Origin of the sequence: Rhodobacter capsulatus, assembly GCF_003254295.1 — a bacterium.
In the GTDB taxonomy this organism is placed as follows: Bacteria; Pseudomonadota; Alphaproteobacteria; order Rhodobacterales; family Rhodobacteraceae; genus Rhodobacter; species Rhodobacter capsulatus.
The window spans coordinates 173934-187913 of record NZ_QKZO01000007.1 but is presented as its reverse complement, the minus strand read 5'-3'; the positions used below and the strand labels follow the sequence as shown (position 1 = coordinate 187913).

Below are 13980 nucleotides of genomic sequence, written 5' to 3'. Positions count from 1 at the left end.
CCTTGCGGGGCGGAAAATGCCGCGATTGGGGGGTGACGCGGGCGCGCATCCTGTTAGTTTGCGCGAAATGCGGGGCGATAAGGTTACGGGGGGCAGCATGGGGGCGGGGAAACGGTCGGCGCTACGCGCGGGCGTGCTGGGGATGACGCTGACGGTCTGGGCCAGTCTGGCGCCCGGTCTGGCGGCGGCGGACACCTCCTGGGTGCAGATCGAGGCGCTGCCGACGCTGGATCAGGCGCAGACGCGGCTGCGCGATCTGGCAACAAGCTTCCCCGATGCCGCGGGCTTCACCCTGCCGGGCGGCTGGTATGGTCTGGCGCTTGGCCCCTATGACACGCCCGAAATCGCCGCCGAGGCGCTGCGGCAGATGCGCAACGCGGGCCTGATCCCGGCCGACAGCTATGTCGCCGACGGCAGCCGCTTCCGGGCGCAGTTCTGGCCGCCGGAAGCGGCTGAAAGCCCGGCTCTCCCCGCGCCCTCCCCTGCCCCGGCGCCCGAGCTGGCGCCCGAACCGGCGCCGCCGCCGGTCGAGACGCTGGCAGATGCGCGCCGCGCCGAGGAGGCGATGGGCCGCGAGGGGCGGATGCGCGTTCAGGAAGCCCTTGAATGGGTGGGGGTCTATTCCGGCGGCGTCGATGGCGCGTTCGGGCGCGGCACCCGGGCCTCGATCGCCGCCTGGCAGGACAGCCACGGTTTCGAGCCGACGGGCGTGCTGAAATCGGCTGAGCTGCGGCAGTTGCTGGACGGCGTGGCGGCCGAGAAATCGGCGCTCGGCCTCACCCCGGTCGAGGAGACGAAAGCCGGGATCGGGATCGACCTGCCGCTGGGGCTGGTGGAATTCGACCATTACGACCCGCCCTTCGTGCATTACCGCGCCAAGGATATCTCCGGCGTGCGGGTGCTGCTGATTTCCGAACCGGGCGATCAGAACACGCTGTACGGGCTTTACGACGCGATGGCGTCTTTGGAAATCGTGCCGACGACGGGCCCGCGCAGCCGCGACAAATCCGGCTTTTCGCTGGTGGGCGAGGATGCGCAGATCCATTCCGTGACCGAGGTCCGGCTCTCCAAGGGCCTGATCAAGGGCTTCACGCTGGTCTATCCGGCCGCCGACGCGCCGCGGATGGCGCGCGTGCTGGCGGCGATGAAGACGAGCTTCAAGCCGCTCGGCGAGACCGCGCTCGACCCGACTTTGGGTCAGCCGATGGCGGTCGGGCGCGCCGATCTGATCGCGGGGCTGGACGTGCGGCACCCGGAATTCGCCCGCTCGGGGCTGTTCATCGACGCCAAAGGCGCGGTGCTGACCGCGGCCGAGGGGCTGTCCGCCTGCGGCAAGGTCACGATCGAGGGCGCCCCGGCGAAGATCGCCTTTGCCGATCCGCACCTTGGCATTGCCGTTCTGCAGCCGCTCGCCCCCCTTGCCCCGCCCGCCGTGGCGCGATTCGAGACCGTCACCGCGGGGCGCGGCGCGGCGCTGGCGGTGGCCGGGTTCTCCTATCCCGAGGCGCTGTCGGCGCCGGTCGTCAGCTTCGGCACGCTCTCGGACCTGACCGGCCTTGCGGGCGAGCCCGAGCGGGCACGGCTCGCCGTGAAGACGCTGCCGGGCGATGTCGGCGGCCCGGTGCTGGATGGCGCGGGGGCGGTTCTGGGCGTGGTGCTGCCGCGAGGGGGCGAGACGGCGAGACTGCTGCCGCCCGAGATGACGGTGGCGGTGCAGACCTCGGCGCTGGTGCCGGTGCTGGCGGCGCGAGGCTTTGCGCCGCTGCCCGCCGAGGCGGGGGGCACGCTGGCGGCCGAGGACATCTCGGCCTTGGCGCAGGGCTTCACCGTGCAGATCGCCTGCTGGAAATGATGCCGCCCCCGAAGCGGCACAGCGCGGATCGGAACTGACAGGGGCTTTGCAAACATCGCGAAATTGGCCAGTTAATTTGCCCGATTTCGCAAGTTTTGCCTTGCGCCGCGTTGCGGCGTCGTTAGGTTTCGCCCTGACCTCCCGCTGTGCGGGCTGTGTTTTCGGGGAGATCTCAGATGTTCGAAAAGATTCTGGTCGCCAACCGCGGCGAGATTGCCATCCGCGTGCTGCGCGCCGCGAATGAACTGGGCAAGAAGACGGTCGCCGTCTATGCCGAGGAAGACAAGCTCAGCCTGCACCGGTTCAAATCCGACGAGGCCTACCGCATCGGCGCCGGGCTCTCGCCCGTCGGCGCCTATCTGTCGATCGACGAGATCATCCGCGTGGCGCAGGATTCGGGCGCCGACGCGATCCACCCGGGCTATGGGCTTTTGTCGGAAAACCCCGAATTCGTCGAGGCTTGCGACAAGGCGGGCATCACCTTCATCGGCCCGAAAGCGGCGACGATGCGGGCGCTTGGCGACAAGGCCTCGGCGCGCAAGGTGGCGATGGCGGCGGGCGTGCCGGTCATTCCCGCGACCGAAGTTCTGGGCGAGGATTTCGACGCGATCAAGCGCGAGGCGGCCGAGATCGGCTATCCCTTGATGCTCAAGGCCAGCTGGGGCGGCGGCGGGCGCGGCATGCGGCCGATCCTTGGCCCCGATGAACTTGTCGAAAAGGTCCGCGAGGGCCGTCGCGAGGCCGAGGCCGCCTTTGGCAATGGCGAGGGCTATCTGGAAAAGATGATCCTGCGCGCGCGGCATGTCGAGGTGCAGTTGCTGGGCGACAGCCACGGCGGGCTTTATCACCTGTTTGAGCGCGACTGCACCGTGCAGCGGCGCAACCAGAAGGTCGTCGAACGCGCCCCCGCCCCCTATCTGACCGAAGCCCAACGCGCCGAGGTCTGCGCGCTGGCGCTGAAGATCGGCAATGCGGTCGGCTATCAGAACGCGGGCACGGTCGAATTCCTGATGGATATGGACACGAGCCGGTTCTACTTCATCGAGGTGAACCCGCGCGTGCAGGTCGAACATACGGTCACCGAACAGGTCACCGGCATCGACATCGTGCAAAGCCAGATCCGCATCGCCGAAGGCGCGACGCTGGCCGAGGCGACCGGGGTCGCGGCCCAGGCCGACATCAAACTGAACGGCCATGCGCTGCAATGCCGGGTGACGACCGAAGACCCGCAAAACAACTTCATCCCCGATTACGGGCGGCTCACCGCCTATCGCTCGGCCACCGGCATGGGGATCAGGCTGGATGGCGGCACGGCCTATGCGGGCGGCGTGATCACGCGTTATTATGACAGCCTTCTGGTCAAGGTCACCGCCTGGGCGCAGACCCCGGATCAGACGATCAAGCGGATGGACCGGGCGTTGCGCGAATTCCGCATCCGCGGGGTGTCGACGAACATCGACTTCGTCATCAACCTGCTCAAGCATCCGACTTTCCTCGACATGAGCTACACGACGAAGTTCATCGACACGACGCCGGATCTGTTTGCCTTCAAGAAGCGCCGCGACCGGGCGACGAAGATCCTCACCTACATCGCCGACATCTCGGTGAACGGTCACCCCGAGACCGCGGGCCGCCCGAAACCCGCGGCCGAGGCGAAACCGCCGCGCCTGCCCGCGCTGCGCGGCCCGGTCACCCCCGGCACCCGCGACATGCTGGACCGCGACGGCCCGAAGGCGGTGGCGGACTGGATGCGCGATCAGAAGAAGTTGCTCATCACCGACACGACGATGCGCGACGGCCATCAAAGCTTGCTCGCCACCCGGATGCGCTCGATCGACATGATCAAGGCGGCGCCGGTCTATGCGGCGAACCTGCCCGGGCTCTTCTCGGTCGAATGCTGGGGCGGCGCGACCTTTGACGTGGCGTACCGCTTCTTGCAGGAATGCCCGTGGCAGCGGCTGCGCGACATCCGCGCGCGGATGCCCAACATCCTGACGCAAATGCTTTTGCGCGCCTCGAACGGGGTCGGCTACACGAACTATCCCGACAATGTGGTGCAGTTCTTCGTGGCTCAGGCCGCGACCTCGGGCGTTGACGTGTTCCGCGTTTTCGACAGCCTGAACTGGGTCGAGAACATGCGCGTGGCGATGGATGCGGTGGTGGAAGCCAACAAGATCTGCGAAGGCACGATCTGCTACACCGGCGACATCCTGAACCCCGAGCGGGCGAAATATGACCTGAAATACTATGTCGGCATGGCGAAGGAGCTGGAGGCCGCAGGCGCCCATGTTCTGGGCCTGAAAGACATGGCGGGGCTTTTGAAACCCGCCGCCGCGCGCGCGCTGGTGAAAGCGCTGAAGGAAGAGGTCGGACTGCCGATCCACTTCCACACCCATGACACGTCGGGGATCGCGGGCGCCACGGTTCTGGCCGCGGCCGATGCCGGGGTGGATGCGATCGATGCGGCGATGGATGCCTTCTCGGGGGGCACTTCGCAGCCCTGCCTTGGCTCGATCGTGGAAGCCATGGCGCATACGGACCGCGACACCGGCCTTGATATCGCCGCGATCCGCGAACTTTCGAACTACTGGGAGGGCGTGCGGCATCAATACGCCGCCTTTGAGAGCGGTCTCGAAGCCCCGGCCTCGGAAGTCTATCTGCACGAAATGCCCGGCGGTCAGTTCACCAACCTGAAGGCGCAGGCGCGGTCCCTTGGCCTTGAGGAACGCTGGCACGAGGTGGCGCAGGCCTATGCCGATGCGAACCAGATCTTCGGCGATATCGTCAAGGTCACGCCGTCCTCGAAAGTCGTGGGCGACATGGCGCTGATGATGGTGGCGCAGAACCTGACGAAAGACGACGTGCTGAACCCGGCCAAGGACATGGCCTTCCCCGACTCGGTGGTGGACATGCTGCGCGGCAATCTGGGCCAACCGCCCGGCGGCTGGCCCGAAGCGATCGTGGCCAAGGTGCTCAAGGGCGAGACCCCCAGCACGGAACGGCCGGGCAAGCACCTGCCGCCGGTCGATCTGGAAGCGGTGCGCGCGAAGCTCTCGGCCGATCTGGAAGGCCGCGCCGTCGATGACGAGGATCTGGCGGGCTATCTGATGTATCCCAAGGTCTTCCTCGATTACATGGGGCGGCATCGGGTCTACGGCCCGGTGCGGACCCTGCCCACCCCGGTCTTCTTCTACGGCATGGCCCCCGGCTCGGAAATCACGGCCGAGATCGACCCCGGCAAGACGCTGGAAATCCGGCTGCAGACCGTGGGCGAGACCGACGAGACCGGCGATGCCAAGGTGTTCTTTGAACTGAACGGCCAGCCCCGTGCGGTGCGGGTGCCGAACCGTCTGGTCAAGGCCGCGACCAAGGCGAAACCCAAGGCCGATCCGGGCAATCCGGGCCATGTCGGCGCGCCGATGCCGGGCTCGATCGCCGCGGTGGCGGTGACCGTGGGGCAAAAGCTGCGGCCGGGCGATCTGATGCTGACGATCGAGGCGATGAAGATGGAGACCGGCCTGCATGCCGACCGCGAAGCCACGGTGAAGGCGCTGCATGTCACCCCGGGCAGCCAGATCGACGCGAAAGACCTGCTGATCGAGCTGGAATAGGCCGATCCGCGCCAGAACAGGCCACGGGCGCCCCAAGGGGCGCCCGTTTTCTCAACCGACGCGGCGGCCGCGCACCCAGACCCCGCGCAGCGCCGCCGTGCGCTCCACCCGATGCGCCCGGATCAGATCGGCGCGCAGCCCCGGCGCGATCCGGCCGCGATCGGCCAGCCCCACCGCCTGCGCCGGCGCCGCCGTCACCGTGGAGAGCCCGCGCGCCACATCGCCCCAGATGTCGCCCAGAAGCAGCGCCGCTGACAAAAGCGCCCCCGGCACGTAATCCGACGACAGGATGTCGAGCAGATCCGCCTCGGCCAGCGCCTGCGCCGCGACATTGCCCGAATGCGAGCCGCCGCGGATCAGGTTCGGCGCCCCCATCATCACCGCGATGCCATGATCGCGACAGGCCTGCGCCGCCTCGAAGGTGGTCGGAAACTCGGCAAACCGCACCCCATGGCCGTGCGACACCGCGACATGCTCGGGCGTGGTGTCGTCATGGCTGGCCAGCGCCGCGCCCAGACGGCGCGCGGCGGCCACCACCCCCGCCTCATGCGCCGCGCCGTGCCGCGCCTTCAGCGCCTTTTCCTGCTCGACATGGGCCAGAAACTCCGCCTCGCTCAGCCCGTGTTTCTTGCGCACATAATCGCGCAGCTTCGAGAGGTCGCGAAACTGCCGCGCGCCGGGGGTGTGATCCATCAGCGACACGATGCCCACCCGATCCTCGGGGCCGAATTTCGCCAGCTCCTCGAGCAGCGTTTCCGAACAGATCTCGGCGCGCAGATGCAGGTAATGCGAGATCCGCACCCCGTCGCGTGCCCGCATCTGCAAGATCTCATCGGCCAGCGCGCGGGCATATTCGCGATAGTCCGACCGCCCTCCCGACGCCCCGATCGAGCCCACCCGCAGCGCGTCGAACACCGTGGTGATGCCCACCGAACACAGTTCGGCATCATGGGCGATGATCGCATCGGCATGCGGCCAGGCCACTTTCGGGCGCGGCTCGATATGGCGCTCCAGATTGTCGGTGTGCAGCTCGATCAGCCCCGGCGCCAGCAGATCGCCCGCGCAATCGAGCGCGCCTTTCGGCACCGCACGGCCCGTGCCGATCTCGGCGATCAGCCCGTCGCGCAGCAGCAGATGCCCGGGCATCACGCCCTCGGGCAGCACAAGCATGGCATTGGCCAAAATCGTCTCGGTCATCCGTTTCTCCGGGGGTTTTGTTTGCAAACAGGGGTTTGGCAGGCGATTGTCACATTGCGGTGACGCTTTGGTGCGACAGGGGGGCGATGATGATCAAACGCTATGCCCTTTATTTCGCCCCCGCCGATGCGGGGCTCTGGCAGGCCGGATCGGGCTGGCTGGGCCGGGATGCCGCGACCGGCCGCCCGGTCGGTCAGCCCGCCATCGCCGGGCTTGCCGCGGCCACTGCGGCCCCGCGCAAATACGGCTTTCACGCCACGCTGAAAGCGCCGTTCCGGCTGGCCGCCGGAACCACGCCCGGGGCGCTGCACGCCGCGCTCGCAGAGACCGCCGCCGCGCTTGCCCCGGTGCCCCTGCCCGGCCTTGCGGTGACCCGGCTCGGCCGGTTCCTTGCGCTTTGCCCGCAGCCCCAGCCCGCGGCGCTGACCCGCCTTGCCGCCGAGGTCGTGACCCGGTTCGAGCCCTTCCGCGCGCCGCTGAGCGCGGCCGAAACCGCCCGCCGCCGCCCTGAGCATCTGAGCGCGCGGCAAAACGAACTGCTGCGCGACTTCGGTTATCCCTTCGTCTTCGAGGAATTCCGCTTTCACATGTCGCTGACCGGGGATCTTGATCCCGCAGAACTGGACCGGCTTGAACCGCTGGCGACGGACTTTTTCGCGCCGCATCTGGCGCGGCCGGTGCAGATCGACCGGCTCTGCCTGTTCGGCGAGGACGAGACGGGGCGGTTTCATCTGCTGGCGGCGCAGGCGCTGTCGGGCTGAAGCGCCGCGATCAGCGCGGCGATGCCCGCCTCGGGCGCACCGTCGTTGAGGATCCGCACCGCGCCCAGCCCCGGCGGCAGCGCCAGCGCCGCGCGCTCCAGCCGCCGGCCGATCTCGGCCGCCGCCTCGCGCCCGCGCCCGGCCAGCCGCGCCTGCAAGACGGCGGGCGCGGCGGTGATTTCGATCACCCGCAGCGCGGGATAGGCCGCCAGACAGGCAGGCAGGGCCGCGCGCGAGCCGTTGAAGATCACGTCGCGCCCCGCGGCCAGCGGCGCCAGTTCCGAGGCCCGGATGCCATAGCCCAGCCCGTGCGCCTGCCACGACAGCGCAAAGCCGCCCGCCCCGCGCAGCGCCGCGAACTCCGGGGCCGGGAGGCTCTCGAAATCCTCGCTCTCGGCGGGCGGACGGGTGATCGTGCGCCGCGCCCGGTGGATCTCGGGGCGGGCCGCGATAAGCCCGGCGATCAGCCTGTCCTTGCCCGCGCCCGAGGGGCCGACGATGGCGAAAAGCCGCCCGCTCATGCCGCCCTCGCGGGGGTGAAGCCGGTGACATCGACCAGCCGGTCGGCCACCTGCGCGCGCGCGGCCTCATCGTGGAAGATGCCCAGAATGGCGGCGCCGCGGGCCTTGGCCTCGCCGATCAGATCAAGCACGACGGCGCGGTTGACCGCATCGAGCGAGGCGGTGGGCTCGTCAAGCAGCAGCACCGGGAAAGGATGGGCGAAGCCGCGGGCGATGTTCACCCGCTGCTGCTCGCCGCCCGAAAAGGTGGTGGGCGAGAGCGACCAGAGCCGCTCGGGGATGTTGAGCCGGGCAAGCAGCGCGGCGGCCCGGGCCAGCGCCTGCGGTTCGGGCTGGCCCAGCGCCAGAAGCGGCTCGGCCACGACGCGCAGCGTCGGCACGCGCGGCACGACGCGCAGGAACTGGCTGACATAGCCCAGCCGCGCGCGCCGCAGCGCGATGATCTGGCGCGGTGTCGCCGTGGTCAGATCCAGCCCGGCCACCTGCAGCCGCCCCGTCTCGGCGCGGTAATTGCCCCAGATCATCCGCATCAGCGTCGATTTCCCGCTGCCCGAGGCGCCGGTCAGCGCCACGCATTCGCCCGGGTCGACGCGCAGATGCGCCCCCGCCAGTACCGGCAGCACCGCCGCGCCCTGATTGTGCAAGGTGAAGCTTTTGCACAGATTTTCGATCTCGATCATCGGCTCAGACCTGCAAGACAGAGGAAACAAGAAGTTGCGTATAGGCCGCCTGCGGATCGTCGAGCACCTGATCGGTCAGCCCCGCCTCGATCACCCGGCCGTCCTTCATCACCATCAGCCGGTCGGCCAGAAGCCGCGCCACGGCCAGATCATGGGTGACGATGATCACCGCCAGACCCATCTCGCGCACCAGTTCGCGCAGCAGATCCAGAAGCCGCGCCTGCACCGACACATCGAGCCCCCCGGTCGGTTCGTCCATCAAGACCAGCCGCGGTCCGGTCACCAGATTGCGCGCGATCTGCAACCGCTGCTGCATGCCGCCCGAAAAGGCGCGCGGCCGGTCGTCGATCCGCGCGGGGTCGATCTCGACCCGGCCGAGCCAGTCGGTCGCGGTGGCCCGGATCGCGCCGTAATGCCGCGCGCCGACCGCCATCAGCCGCTCGCCGACATTCGCCCCCGCCGTCACCCCCATGCGCAGCCCGTCGCGCGGGTTTTGATGCACGAAGGCCCATTCGGTGCGCGCCAGATGCCGCCGCTCGGGTTCCGCCATCATGCGCAGATCGCGGCCGCGATAGAGGATCCGCCCCGCATCCGCCGGCAGATGCCCGGCCAGACACCCCAAAAGCGTCGATTTCCCCGAGCCGCTCTCGCCGACGATCCCCAGAACCTCGCCGGGGTAAAGATCAAAGCCCACATCGGCACAGCCGATCCGCGCCCCCCAGGCCTTGCCCAACCCCTCGACCAGCAGCAGCGGCCCCGCTTCCGGCTCCGGCTTTTTCCTGGTCCAAATACGCCCTTGCGCGCTCTCCATCACGCGGCCCCCTCCGACAATCGCCCCAGATGCCCGGCCGCCCGCCGCCCGGCGCAGAAATCGGTGTCCGAGCAGCAGAACATCCGCCCGCCCGCATCATCGGTGATCACCTCATCAAGATAGCTCGTCTCGGCCCCGCACAGATCGCAGGCGGCCTCGGCCTTCGTCGCCTCGAACGGGTGATCCTCGAAATCGAGACTGACCACCCGGGTATAGGGCGGCAACGCATGGATGCGGCATTCCCGCCCGGCGCCGAACAGCTGGATCGCCGGGCAATCGCCCAGTTTCGGATTGTCGAATTTCGGGATCGGGCTGGGGTCCATCACATGGCGCCCCTCGACCAGCACCGGATAGGCATAAGAGGTCGCAATCGCCCCGTGCCGCGCGATATCCTCGTAAAGCTTCACATGCATCAGCCCGTAATCGGCCAGCGCATGCATCCGCCGCGTCTCGGCCTCGCGCGGTTCCAAAAACCGCAGGGGCTCGGGGATCGGCACCTGAAAGACCAGGATCTGAGCCTCGGTCAGCGCCGCTTCCGGGATGCGGTGGCGGGTCTGGATCAGCGTGGCGTCTTGCGTGTGGGTGGTCGTGGCCACCCCCGCCGTGCGCTCGAAGAACCGCCGGATCGAGACCGCGTTCGTCGTGTCATCGGCACCCTGATCGATCACTTTCAGCACATCTTCGGGGATCAGACAGGCCGCCGTCACCTGCACGCCGCCAGTGCCCCAGCCATAGGGCATCGGCATTTCGCGGCTGGCAAAGGGCACCTGATAGCCCGGAATGGCGAGGGCCTTCAAAAGGGCGCGACGGATCATCCGCTTGGTTGCGGCGTCAAGATAGGCGAAGCTGTAACCTTCAGACATGTTGGCCCCCGGAACAAGGAACGGACGGATGTTGCACTGGATCTTTTTCGCGCTTGCGGGCGCGTTCCTCGTCGGATCGTTCCTGCGCAATCGGGCGGGCGGTGGCGATGCCCCCAAGGACGACAGAACCGCGCCGGGCAAAGACGAAGACTGAGGTCATTGTCCCGCCCCAGTCGCGTCGCGGCGCAGGCGCCGGATCAGTTCCAGTTCCGACTGGAAATCGACGTAATGGGGCAGCTTGATATGCTCCAGAAACCCCGTCGCCTGAATGTTGTCGCAATGCGACAACACGAATTCCGCATCCTGCGCCGGGGCGCCGGTGGCGTCTTCGCCCAGCTCCTCCCAGCGCAGGGCGCGGTCAACGAGGCTCATGGAAATCGCCTTGCGCTCGGACTGGCCAAAGACCAGCCCGTAGCCGCGGGTGAATTGCGGCGGCTCGGACTTCGAGCCGGTGAACTGGTTCACCGTCTCGCATTCGGTCAGCTCGACCGCGCCGATCTCGATGGTGAAGCCGAGTTCCGGGATCTCCATTTCCACCGCGCAAAGGCCGATGCGCAATTCGCCGACAAAGGCATGGGTGCGCCCGTAGCCGCGCTGGGTGGAATAGGCGAGACCAAGCGTGAAACCCTCGTCCGCCCGCGCCAGCGCCTGTAACCGCAGCGCGCGCGACGCGGGCAGTTCCAGCGGCTCGCGGGTCAGATCGGGGGGCGTTTCGGCGCCCGCGCTCACCGGCTCCATCAGCCCGTCGCGGTCCAGAAGCCCCAACACATGCGGCGCGGGCGTGGCCTCGGCGGGGGCGCGGGCGGCGACGGGCGGCTCCCCCTCGGCCATCAGGGCGAAATCGAGCAGCCGATGCGTGTAATCGAAAGTCGGGCCCAGCACCTGCCCGCCCGGCACATCCTTGAAGGTGGCGGAAATCCGGCGCGAGATCTGCATCGTCCCGGTGTCGACGGGCAGGCTCGCGCCGAACCGCGGCAGCGTCGTGCGATAGGCGCGGATCAGGAACACCGCCTCGATCAGATCGCCGCGCGCCTGCTTGATCGCCAAGGCCGCCAGATCGCGGTCGTAAAGCGAGCCCTCGGCCATCACCCGGTTCACCGCCAGCGTCATCTGTTCGGCAATCTGCGCCACCGAAAGCTCGGGCACGGCGGGATCGCCGCGGCGCTCCTCGGCCAGCCAGGCATGGGCGGCATCGATCGCCCGCTCGCCCCCCTTGGTTGCCACATACATCAGAGCGCCTCCACAAAGGTTGAACGCGGCAGCGCCGAAAGGCTCTCCTCCGCACAGAAATAGCAATCGAAGCCAAGCGGATAGCGGGCCCGGTTGGCGACGAAGGGGGCGATGGCGGGCAGCCTTGCGTCCTGATGCGTCGCAATCCCCGGACCGCGCAGGCGGGCCGTGACGGGCGAAAGGCTGTCGATCTCGACGATCAGCGTCACCGAACGGTCGGGATAATCCGGCGTGCCAAGGCGAAAGCGATCAAGCGGCAGATCCGCCCAGGCACCCAGCGCGAAGACCGCCTCCTCGGGCGCGCAGATCGGCGCGGCGAGGTGAAAGGCGATCCAGCCGCGCAGCGCGGGCGTATCCAGGCCGGGCGCCAGGAAAAGCGGCGTGGTGTCATCGACGAGCGTCAGCAGAACCGCCCCGGCGGCGGGCGACAGCGGCGCGGGGGGCGTGGCGCCGGGGATCGGCTGCCCCCGGCCCGGCCGCGCCATCGCCTGCAGGCAGGCGCGGAAGGCATGGGCCGCGTCGCGCGCGGGATCGGCGAAACCGCCGGAAAGTGCTTGCGTTTGCATTCAATCCTCTCCCCGGACCAGCGTGAAGAATTCGACCCGGGTCGCGGCGGCCTTTTCGGCGCGGTCGCGGCGCCGGGCGGCTTCCTCGGCGCGCAGCGGCGCCAGAACCGCGGCCTCGATCCGGCCCGCCTGATCGCCCTGCAAAAGCGCATCCGCCACGGCCGCGCGGGTGGCGTGATCCTTGTCGCGGCCTTGCACGAAAGCCTGCCCCACCCGGCCATCGGCCAGCCGCAGCGCGCAGCGCGTCACCGTCATCTCGCCCAGATTGAACGGCGCGCCCCCCGCCCCCATCCGCCCGCGCAGCATCACCGCGCCCAGTTCGGGGCGGCGCAGCCAGTCGAAAGGCGGCAGATCGGGCAGAAGTTCGGCCAGGCGCGGACCGGAAGCGCGGGCCAGAAGCCCCAGCGTCGCGGCGCGGTTCTGGGCCCGGTCTTGGGCCCGGTCTTCGGGGGTGAAGGCGAAAGCAGACATCTTGCGGATTTGTCCAGATATGTATACAACTAGACAAATATTGCGGCGACGCGGCCGATTCCACCAGTGAAGTTTCGATGACAAAACGTGACCCCGTCTGGGCGGCGATTGCCGCGATCCTGCGTGCCGAGATCGTCTCGGGCGCCTGCCCCCCCGGGGCGAAGCTGCCGACCGAGGCGGCGCTTTCGGCGCGCTTCGGGGTCAACCGCCACACCGTCCGCCACGCCCTGGCGGCCTTGGCCACCGAGGGGCTGGTGGTGGCGCGGCGCGGCGCGGGGGTCTTCGTGGCCTCCAGCCCGCGCGCCGATTACGCGCTGGGGCGGCGGGTGCGGTTTCAGGAAAACGTGCTCGCCTCGGGGCGCACGCCCTCGCGCCGGGTGTTGCGGCTGGAAACCCGCCCGGCCGAGCCCGCCGAGGCGGCGGCGCTGGGCGTCGACCGGGTGCATCTTTACGAGGGGCTGTCGCTGGCCGACGGCGTCGTGCTGGCGCAATTCCGATCCGTGTTTCCGGCGGCGCGTTTCCCGGATCTGCCGGAACGGCTGACCCGGCTCAGTTCGGTCACCGCCGCGCTGGCCGAGATGGGGGTGAGCGATTACACCCGCGCCTCGACCCGGATCACCGCGAAGATCGCGCGCGGACCCCGGGCGGGGCTGATGCAGCTGCCCGAGGGCGCGCCGCTTTTGCGCACCGAGGCGGTGAATGTCGATGCCGCGGGGCGGGCTGTCGAATACGGGCTGACCTGGTTTGCGGGCGATCGCGTCGCGCTGACGGTCCTGCCCGAAGGGCTGGCTCAGCCGGGCAGGCCCTCGTAACGGTCCAGGAATTCCTCGGCCGGCAGGGCACGGAAATCATGCAGCCGCGCCCGCAGCGTCGCATGGTCCCAGTCCCACCAGGCCAGCGCCAGCAGCCGTTCGGCCACGGTCTCGGAAAACCGCATCCGCAGGGGCACGGCCGGGCAGCCCGCCACGATCATGAAGGGGGGCACGTCCTTCGTCACCACCGCGCCCGAGGCGACGATGGCGCCGATGCCCACCGTCACCTCGGGCTTGATGATGGCGCCATGCCCGATCCAGCAATCGGCGCCAAGATGGATCCGGCGCCCGGCCCGCTGCGCGAAAAAGCCGGCATCATCGCCCACGTCGTCCCAGTAATAGCTTGAGCGATAAAGGAAATGATGCTGCGCGGCATTGCGGAACGGATGGTCTGTCGGGCCGATCCTTGTCATCGCGGCGATATTGGCGAATTTCCCAACCGTGGTGTTGGCGATATCAGCGAACCGGTCGCAATAGCTGTAATCGCCCATCTCGACATGGATCAGCCGCGATCCGCGGCCGACCTCGACCCAGCCGCCGAAGCTGGCATTGACGATCTCGCAATCGGGCGCGATCCGCGGCGTCACGGGATGCAGTTTCGGCAT

At 68.6% G+C, this 13980-nt stretch carries 14 protein-coding genes; 5 read left to right on the top strand and 9 right to left on the bottom strand.

The genetic code is table 11. The features are described from left to right. The first annotated feature begins 97 nt into the window (after nucleotides 1–97). The gene (locus tag LY44_RS12010) at nucleotides 98–1852 is read left to right on the top strand and encodes a trypsin-like peptidase domain-containing protein (RefSeq protein ID WP_055212962.1); all 1755 of its coding nucleotides are present in this window, start codon (nucleotides 98–100) and stop codon (nucleotides 1850–1852) included. Between the two features lie 176 nt (nucleotides 1853–2028). Further along, nucleotides 2029–5463 (top strand): pyruvate carboxylase, encoded by a 3435-nt coding sequence (locus LY44_RS12005; RefSeq protein ID WP_055212961.1) that lies wholly within the window; start codon nucleotides 2029–2031, stop codon nucleotides 5461–5463. Nucleotides 5464–5514: 51 nt separating this feature from the next. On the opposite strand, the gene LY44_RS12000 is transcribed toward LY44_RS12005, so the two are convergent. After that, nucleotides 5515–6660 carry an alpha-D-ribose 1-methylphosphonate 5-triphosphate diphosphatase gene (locus LY44_RS12000; protein WP_055212960.1) on the bottom strand — a complete coding sequence of 382 codons (1146 nt, stop codon included), beginning with the start codon at nucleotides 6658–6660 and terminating at the stop codon, nucleotides 5515–5517. A gap of 89 nt (nucleotides 6661–6749) precedes the next feature. Between LY44_RS12000 and LY44_RS11995 the strand changes: the two genes are divergently transcribed. Then, entirely contained in the window at nucleotides 6750–7421 is a 672-nt protein-coding gene (locus LY44_RS11995) for a DUF1045 domain-containing protein (protein WP_055213150.1), read from the top strand. Here the strand turns inward: LY44_RS11995 and LY44_RS11990 are convergent. Genes LY44_RS11990 through LY44_RS11975 form a run of 4 tightly spaced genes read right to left on the bottom strand, consistent with a single transcriptional unit; the run spans nucleotide 7388 to nucleotide 10296 of the window. Then, nucleotides 7388–7942, bottom strand: a complete 555-nt coding sequence (locus tag LY44_RS11990; RefSeq protein WP_055256488.1) for a hypothetical protein — start codon at nucleotides 7940–7942, stop codon at nucleotides 7388–7390. The two genes, LY44_RS11995 and LY44_RS11990, sit on opposite strands and share 34 nt — an antisense overlap. Beyond that, on the bottom strand, nucleotides 7939–8622 hold the full coding sequence (phnL, locus tag LY44_RS11985; RefSeq protein WP_055212959.1) for a phosphonate C-P lyase system protein PhnL: 684 nt from the start codon (nucleotides 8620–8622) through the stop codon (nucleotides 7939–7941). The genes LY44_RS11990 and phnL overlap by 4 nt, the downstream gene beginning before the upstream one ends. A 4-nt stretch (nucleotides 8623–8626) precedes the next feature. Further along, complete coding sequence (phnK, locus tag LY44_RS11980; protein WP_055212958.1) at nucleotides 8627–9433, bottom strand: phosphonate C-P lyase system protein PhnK; 807 nt, start codon at nucleotides 9431–9433, stop codon at nucleotides 8627–8629. After that, nucleotides 9433–10296, bottom strand: coding sequence for an alpha-D-ribose 1-methylphosphonate 5-phosphate C-P-lyase PhnJ (locus LY44_RS11975; RefSeq protein WP_055212957.1), 864 nt, complete (start codon nucleotides 10294–10296; stop codon nucleotides 9433–9435). Before LY44_RS11975 ends, phnK begins: the two co-directional genes overlap by 1 nt. Before the next feature lie 28 nt (nucleotides 10297–10324). On the opposite strand from LY44_RS11975, the gene LY44_RS18445 reads away from it, so the two are divergent. Beyond that, nucleotides 10325–10450, top strand: coding sequence for a hypothetical protein (locus LY44_RS18445; protein WP_262985653.1), 126 nt, complete (start codon nucleotides 10325–10327; stop codon nucleotides 10448–10450). A gap of 2 nt (nucleotides 10451–10452) precedes the next feature. On the opposite strand, the gene LY44_RS11970 is transcribed toward LY44_RS18445, so the two are convergent. The 3 genes from LY44_RS11970 to phnG are packed head-to-tail and all read right to left on the bottom strand — an operon-like array spanning nucleotide 10453 to nucleotide 12563. Further along, on the bottom strand, nucleotides 10453–11526 hold the full coding sequence (locus tag LY44_RS11970; protein ID WP_055212956.1) for a carbon-phosphorus lyase complex subunit PhnI: 1074 nt from the start codon (nucleotides 11524–11526) through the stop codon (nucleotides 10453–10455). Then, complete coding sequence (phnH, locus tag LY44_RS11965) at nucleotides 11526–12092, bottom strand: phosphonate C-P lyase system protein PhnH (protein WP_055212955.1); 567 nt, start codon at nucleotides 12090–12092, stop codon at nucleotides 11526–11528. Before phnH ends, LY44_RS11970 begins: the two co-directional genes overlap by 1 nt. After that, nucleotides 12093–12563, bottom strand: a complete 471-nt coding sequence (phnG, locus tag LY44_RS11960) for a phosphonate C-P lyase system protein PhnG (RefSeq protein ID WP_081024538.1) — start codon at nucleotides 12561–12563, stop codon at nucleotides 12093–12095. A 77-nt stretch (nucleotides 12564–12640) separates the two neighbouring features. On the opposite strand from phnG, the gene phnF reads away from it, so the two are divergent. Continuing rightward, on the top strand, nucleotides 12641–13375 hold the full coding sequence (phnF, locus tag LY44_RS11955) for a phosphonate metabolism transcriptional regulator PhnF (protein ID WP_055212954.1): 735 nt from the start codon (nucleotides 12641–12643) through the stop codon (nucleotides 13373–13375). Here phnF and LY44_RS11950 read toward each other — a convergent pair. Further along, nucleotides 13354–13980, bottom strand: coding sequence for an LbetaH domain-containing protein (locus LY44_RS11950; protein WP_055212953.1), 627 nt, complete (start codon nucleotides 13978–13980; stop codon nucleotides 13354–13356). The genes phnF and LY44_RS11950 overlap by 22 nt on opposite strands.

Bases quoted from the DNA above. Each gene is read 5' to 3' on its own strand.
- LY44_RS12010 (WP_055212962.1), top strand. From the start codon at position 98: ATGGGGGCGGGGAAACGGTCGGCGCTACGCGCGGGCGTGCTGGGGATG.
- LY44_RS12005 (WP_055212961.1), top strand. From the start codon at position 2,029: ATGTTCGAAAAGATTCTGGTCGCCAACCGCGGCGAGATTGCCATCCGC.
- LY44_RS12000 (WP_055212960.1), bottom strand. From the start codon at position 6,660: ATGACCGAGACGATTTTGGCCAATGCCATGCTTGTGCTGCCCGAGGGC.
- LY44_RS11995 (WP_055213150.1), top strand. From the start codon at position 6,750: ATGATCAAACGCTATGCCCTTTATTTCGCCCCCGCCGATGCGGGGCTC.
- LY44_RS11990 (WP_055256488.1), bottom strand. From the start codon at position 7,942: ATGAGCGGGCGGCTTTTCGCCATCGTCGGCCCCTCGGGCGCGGGCAAG.
- phnL (WP_055212959.1), bottom strand. From the start codon at position 8,622: ATGATCGAGATCGAAAATCTGTGCAAAAGCTTCACCTTGCACAATCAG.
- phnK (WP_055212958.1), bottom strand. From the start codon at position 9,433: ATGGAGAGCGCGCAAGGGCGTATTTGGACCAGGAAAAAGCCGGAGCCG.
- LY44_RS11975 (WP_055212957.1), bottom strand. From the start codon at position 10,296: ATGTCTGAAGGTTACAGCTTCGCCTATCTTGACGCCGCAACCAAGCGG.
- LY44_RS18445 (WP_262985653.1), top strand. From the start codon at position 10,325: ATGTTGCACTGGATCTTTTTCGCGCTTGCGGGCGCGTTCCTCGTCGGA.
- LY44_RS11970 (WP_055212956.1), bottom strand. From the start codon at position 11,526: ATGTATGTGGCAACCAAGGGGGGCGAGCGGGCGATCGATGCCGCCCAT.
- phnH (WP_055212955.1), bottom strand. From the start codon at position 12,092: ATGCAAACGCAAGCACTTTCCGGCGGTTTCGCCGATCCCGCGCGCGAC.
- phnG (WP_081024538.1), bottom strand. From the start codon at position 12,563: ATGTCTGCTTTCGCCTTCACCCCCGAAGACCGGGCCCAAGACCGGGCC.
- phnF (WP_055212954.1), top strand. From the start codon at position 12,641: ATGACAAAACGTGACCCCGTCTGGGCGGCGATTGCCGCGATCCTGCGT.
- LY44_RS11950 (WP_055212953.1), bottom strand. From the start codon at position 13,980: ATGCCGAAACTGCATCCCGTGACGCCGCGGATCGCGCCCGATTGCGAG.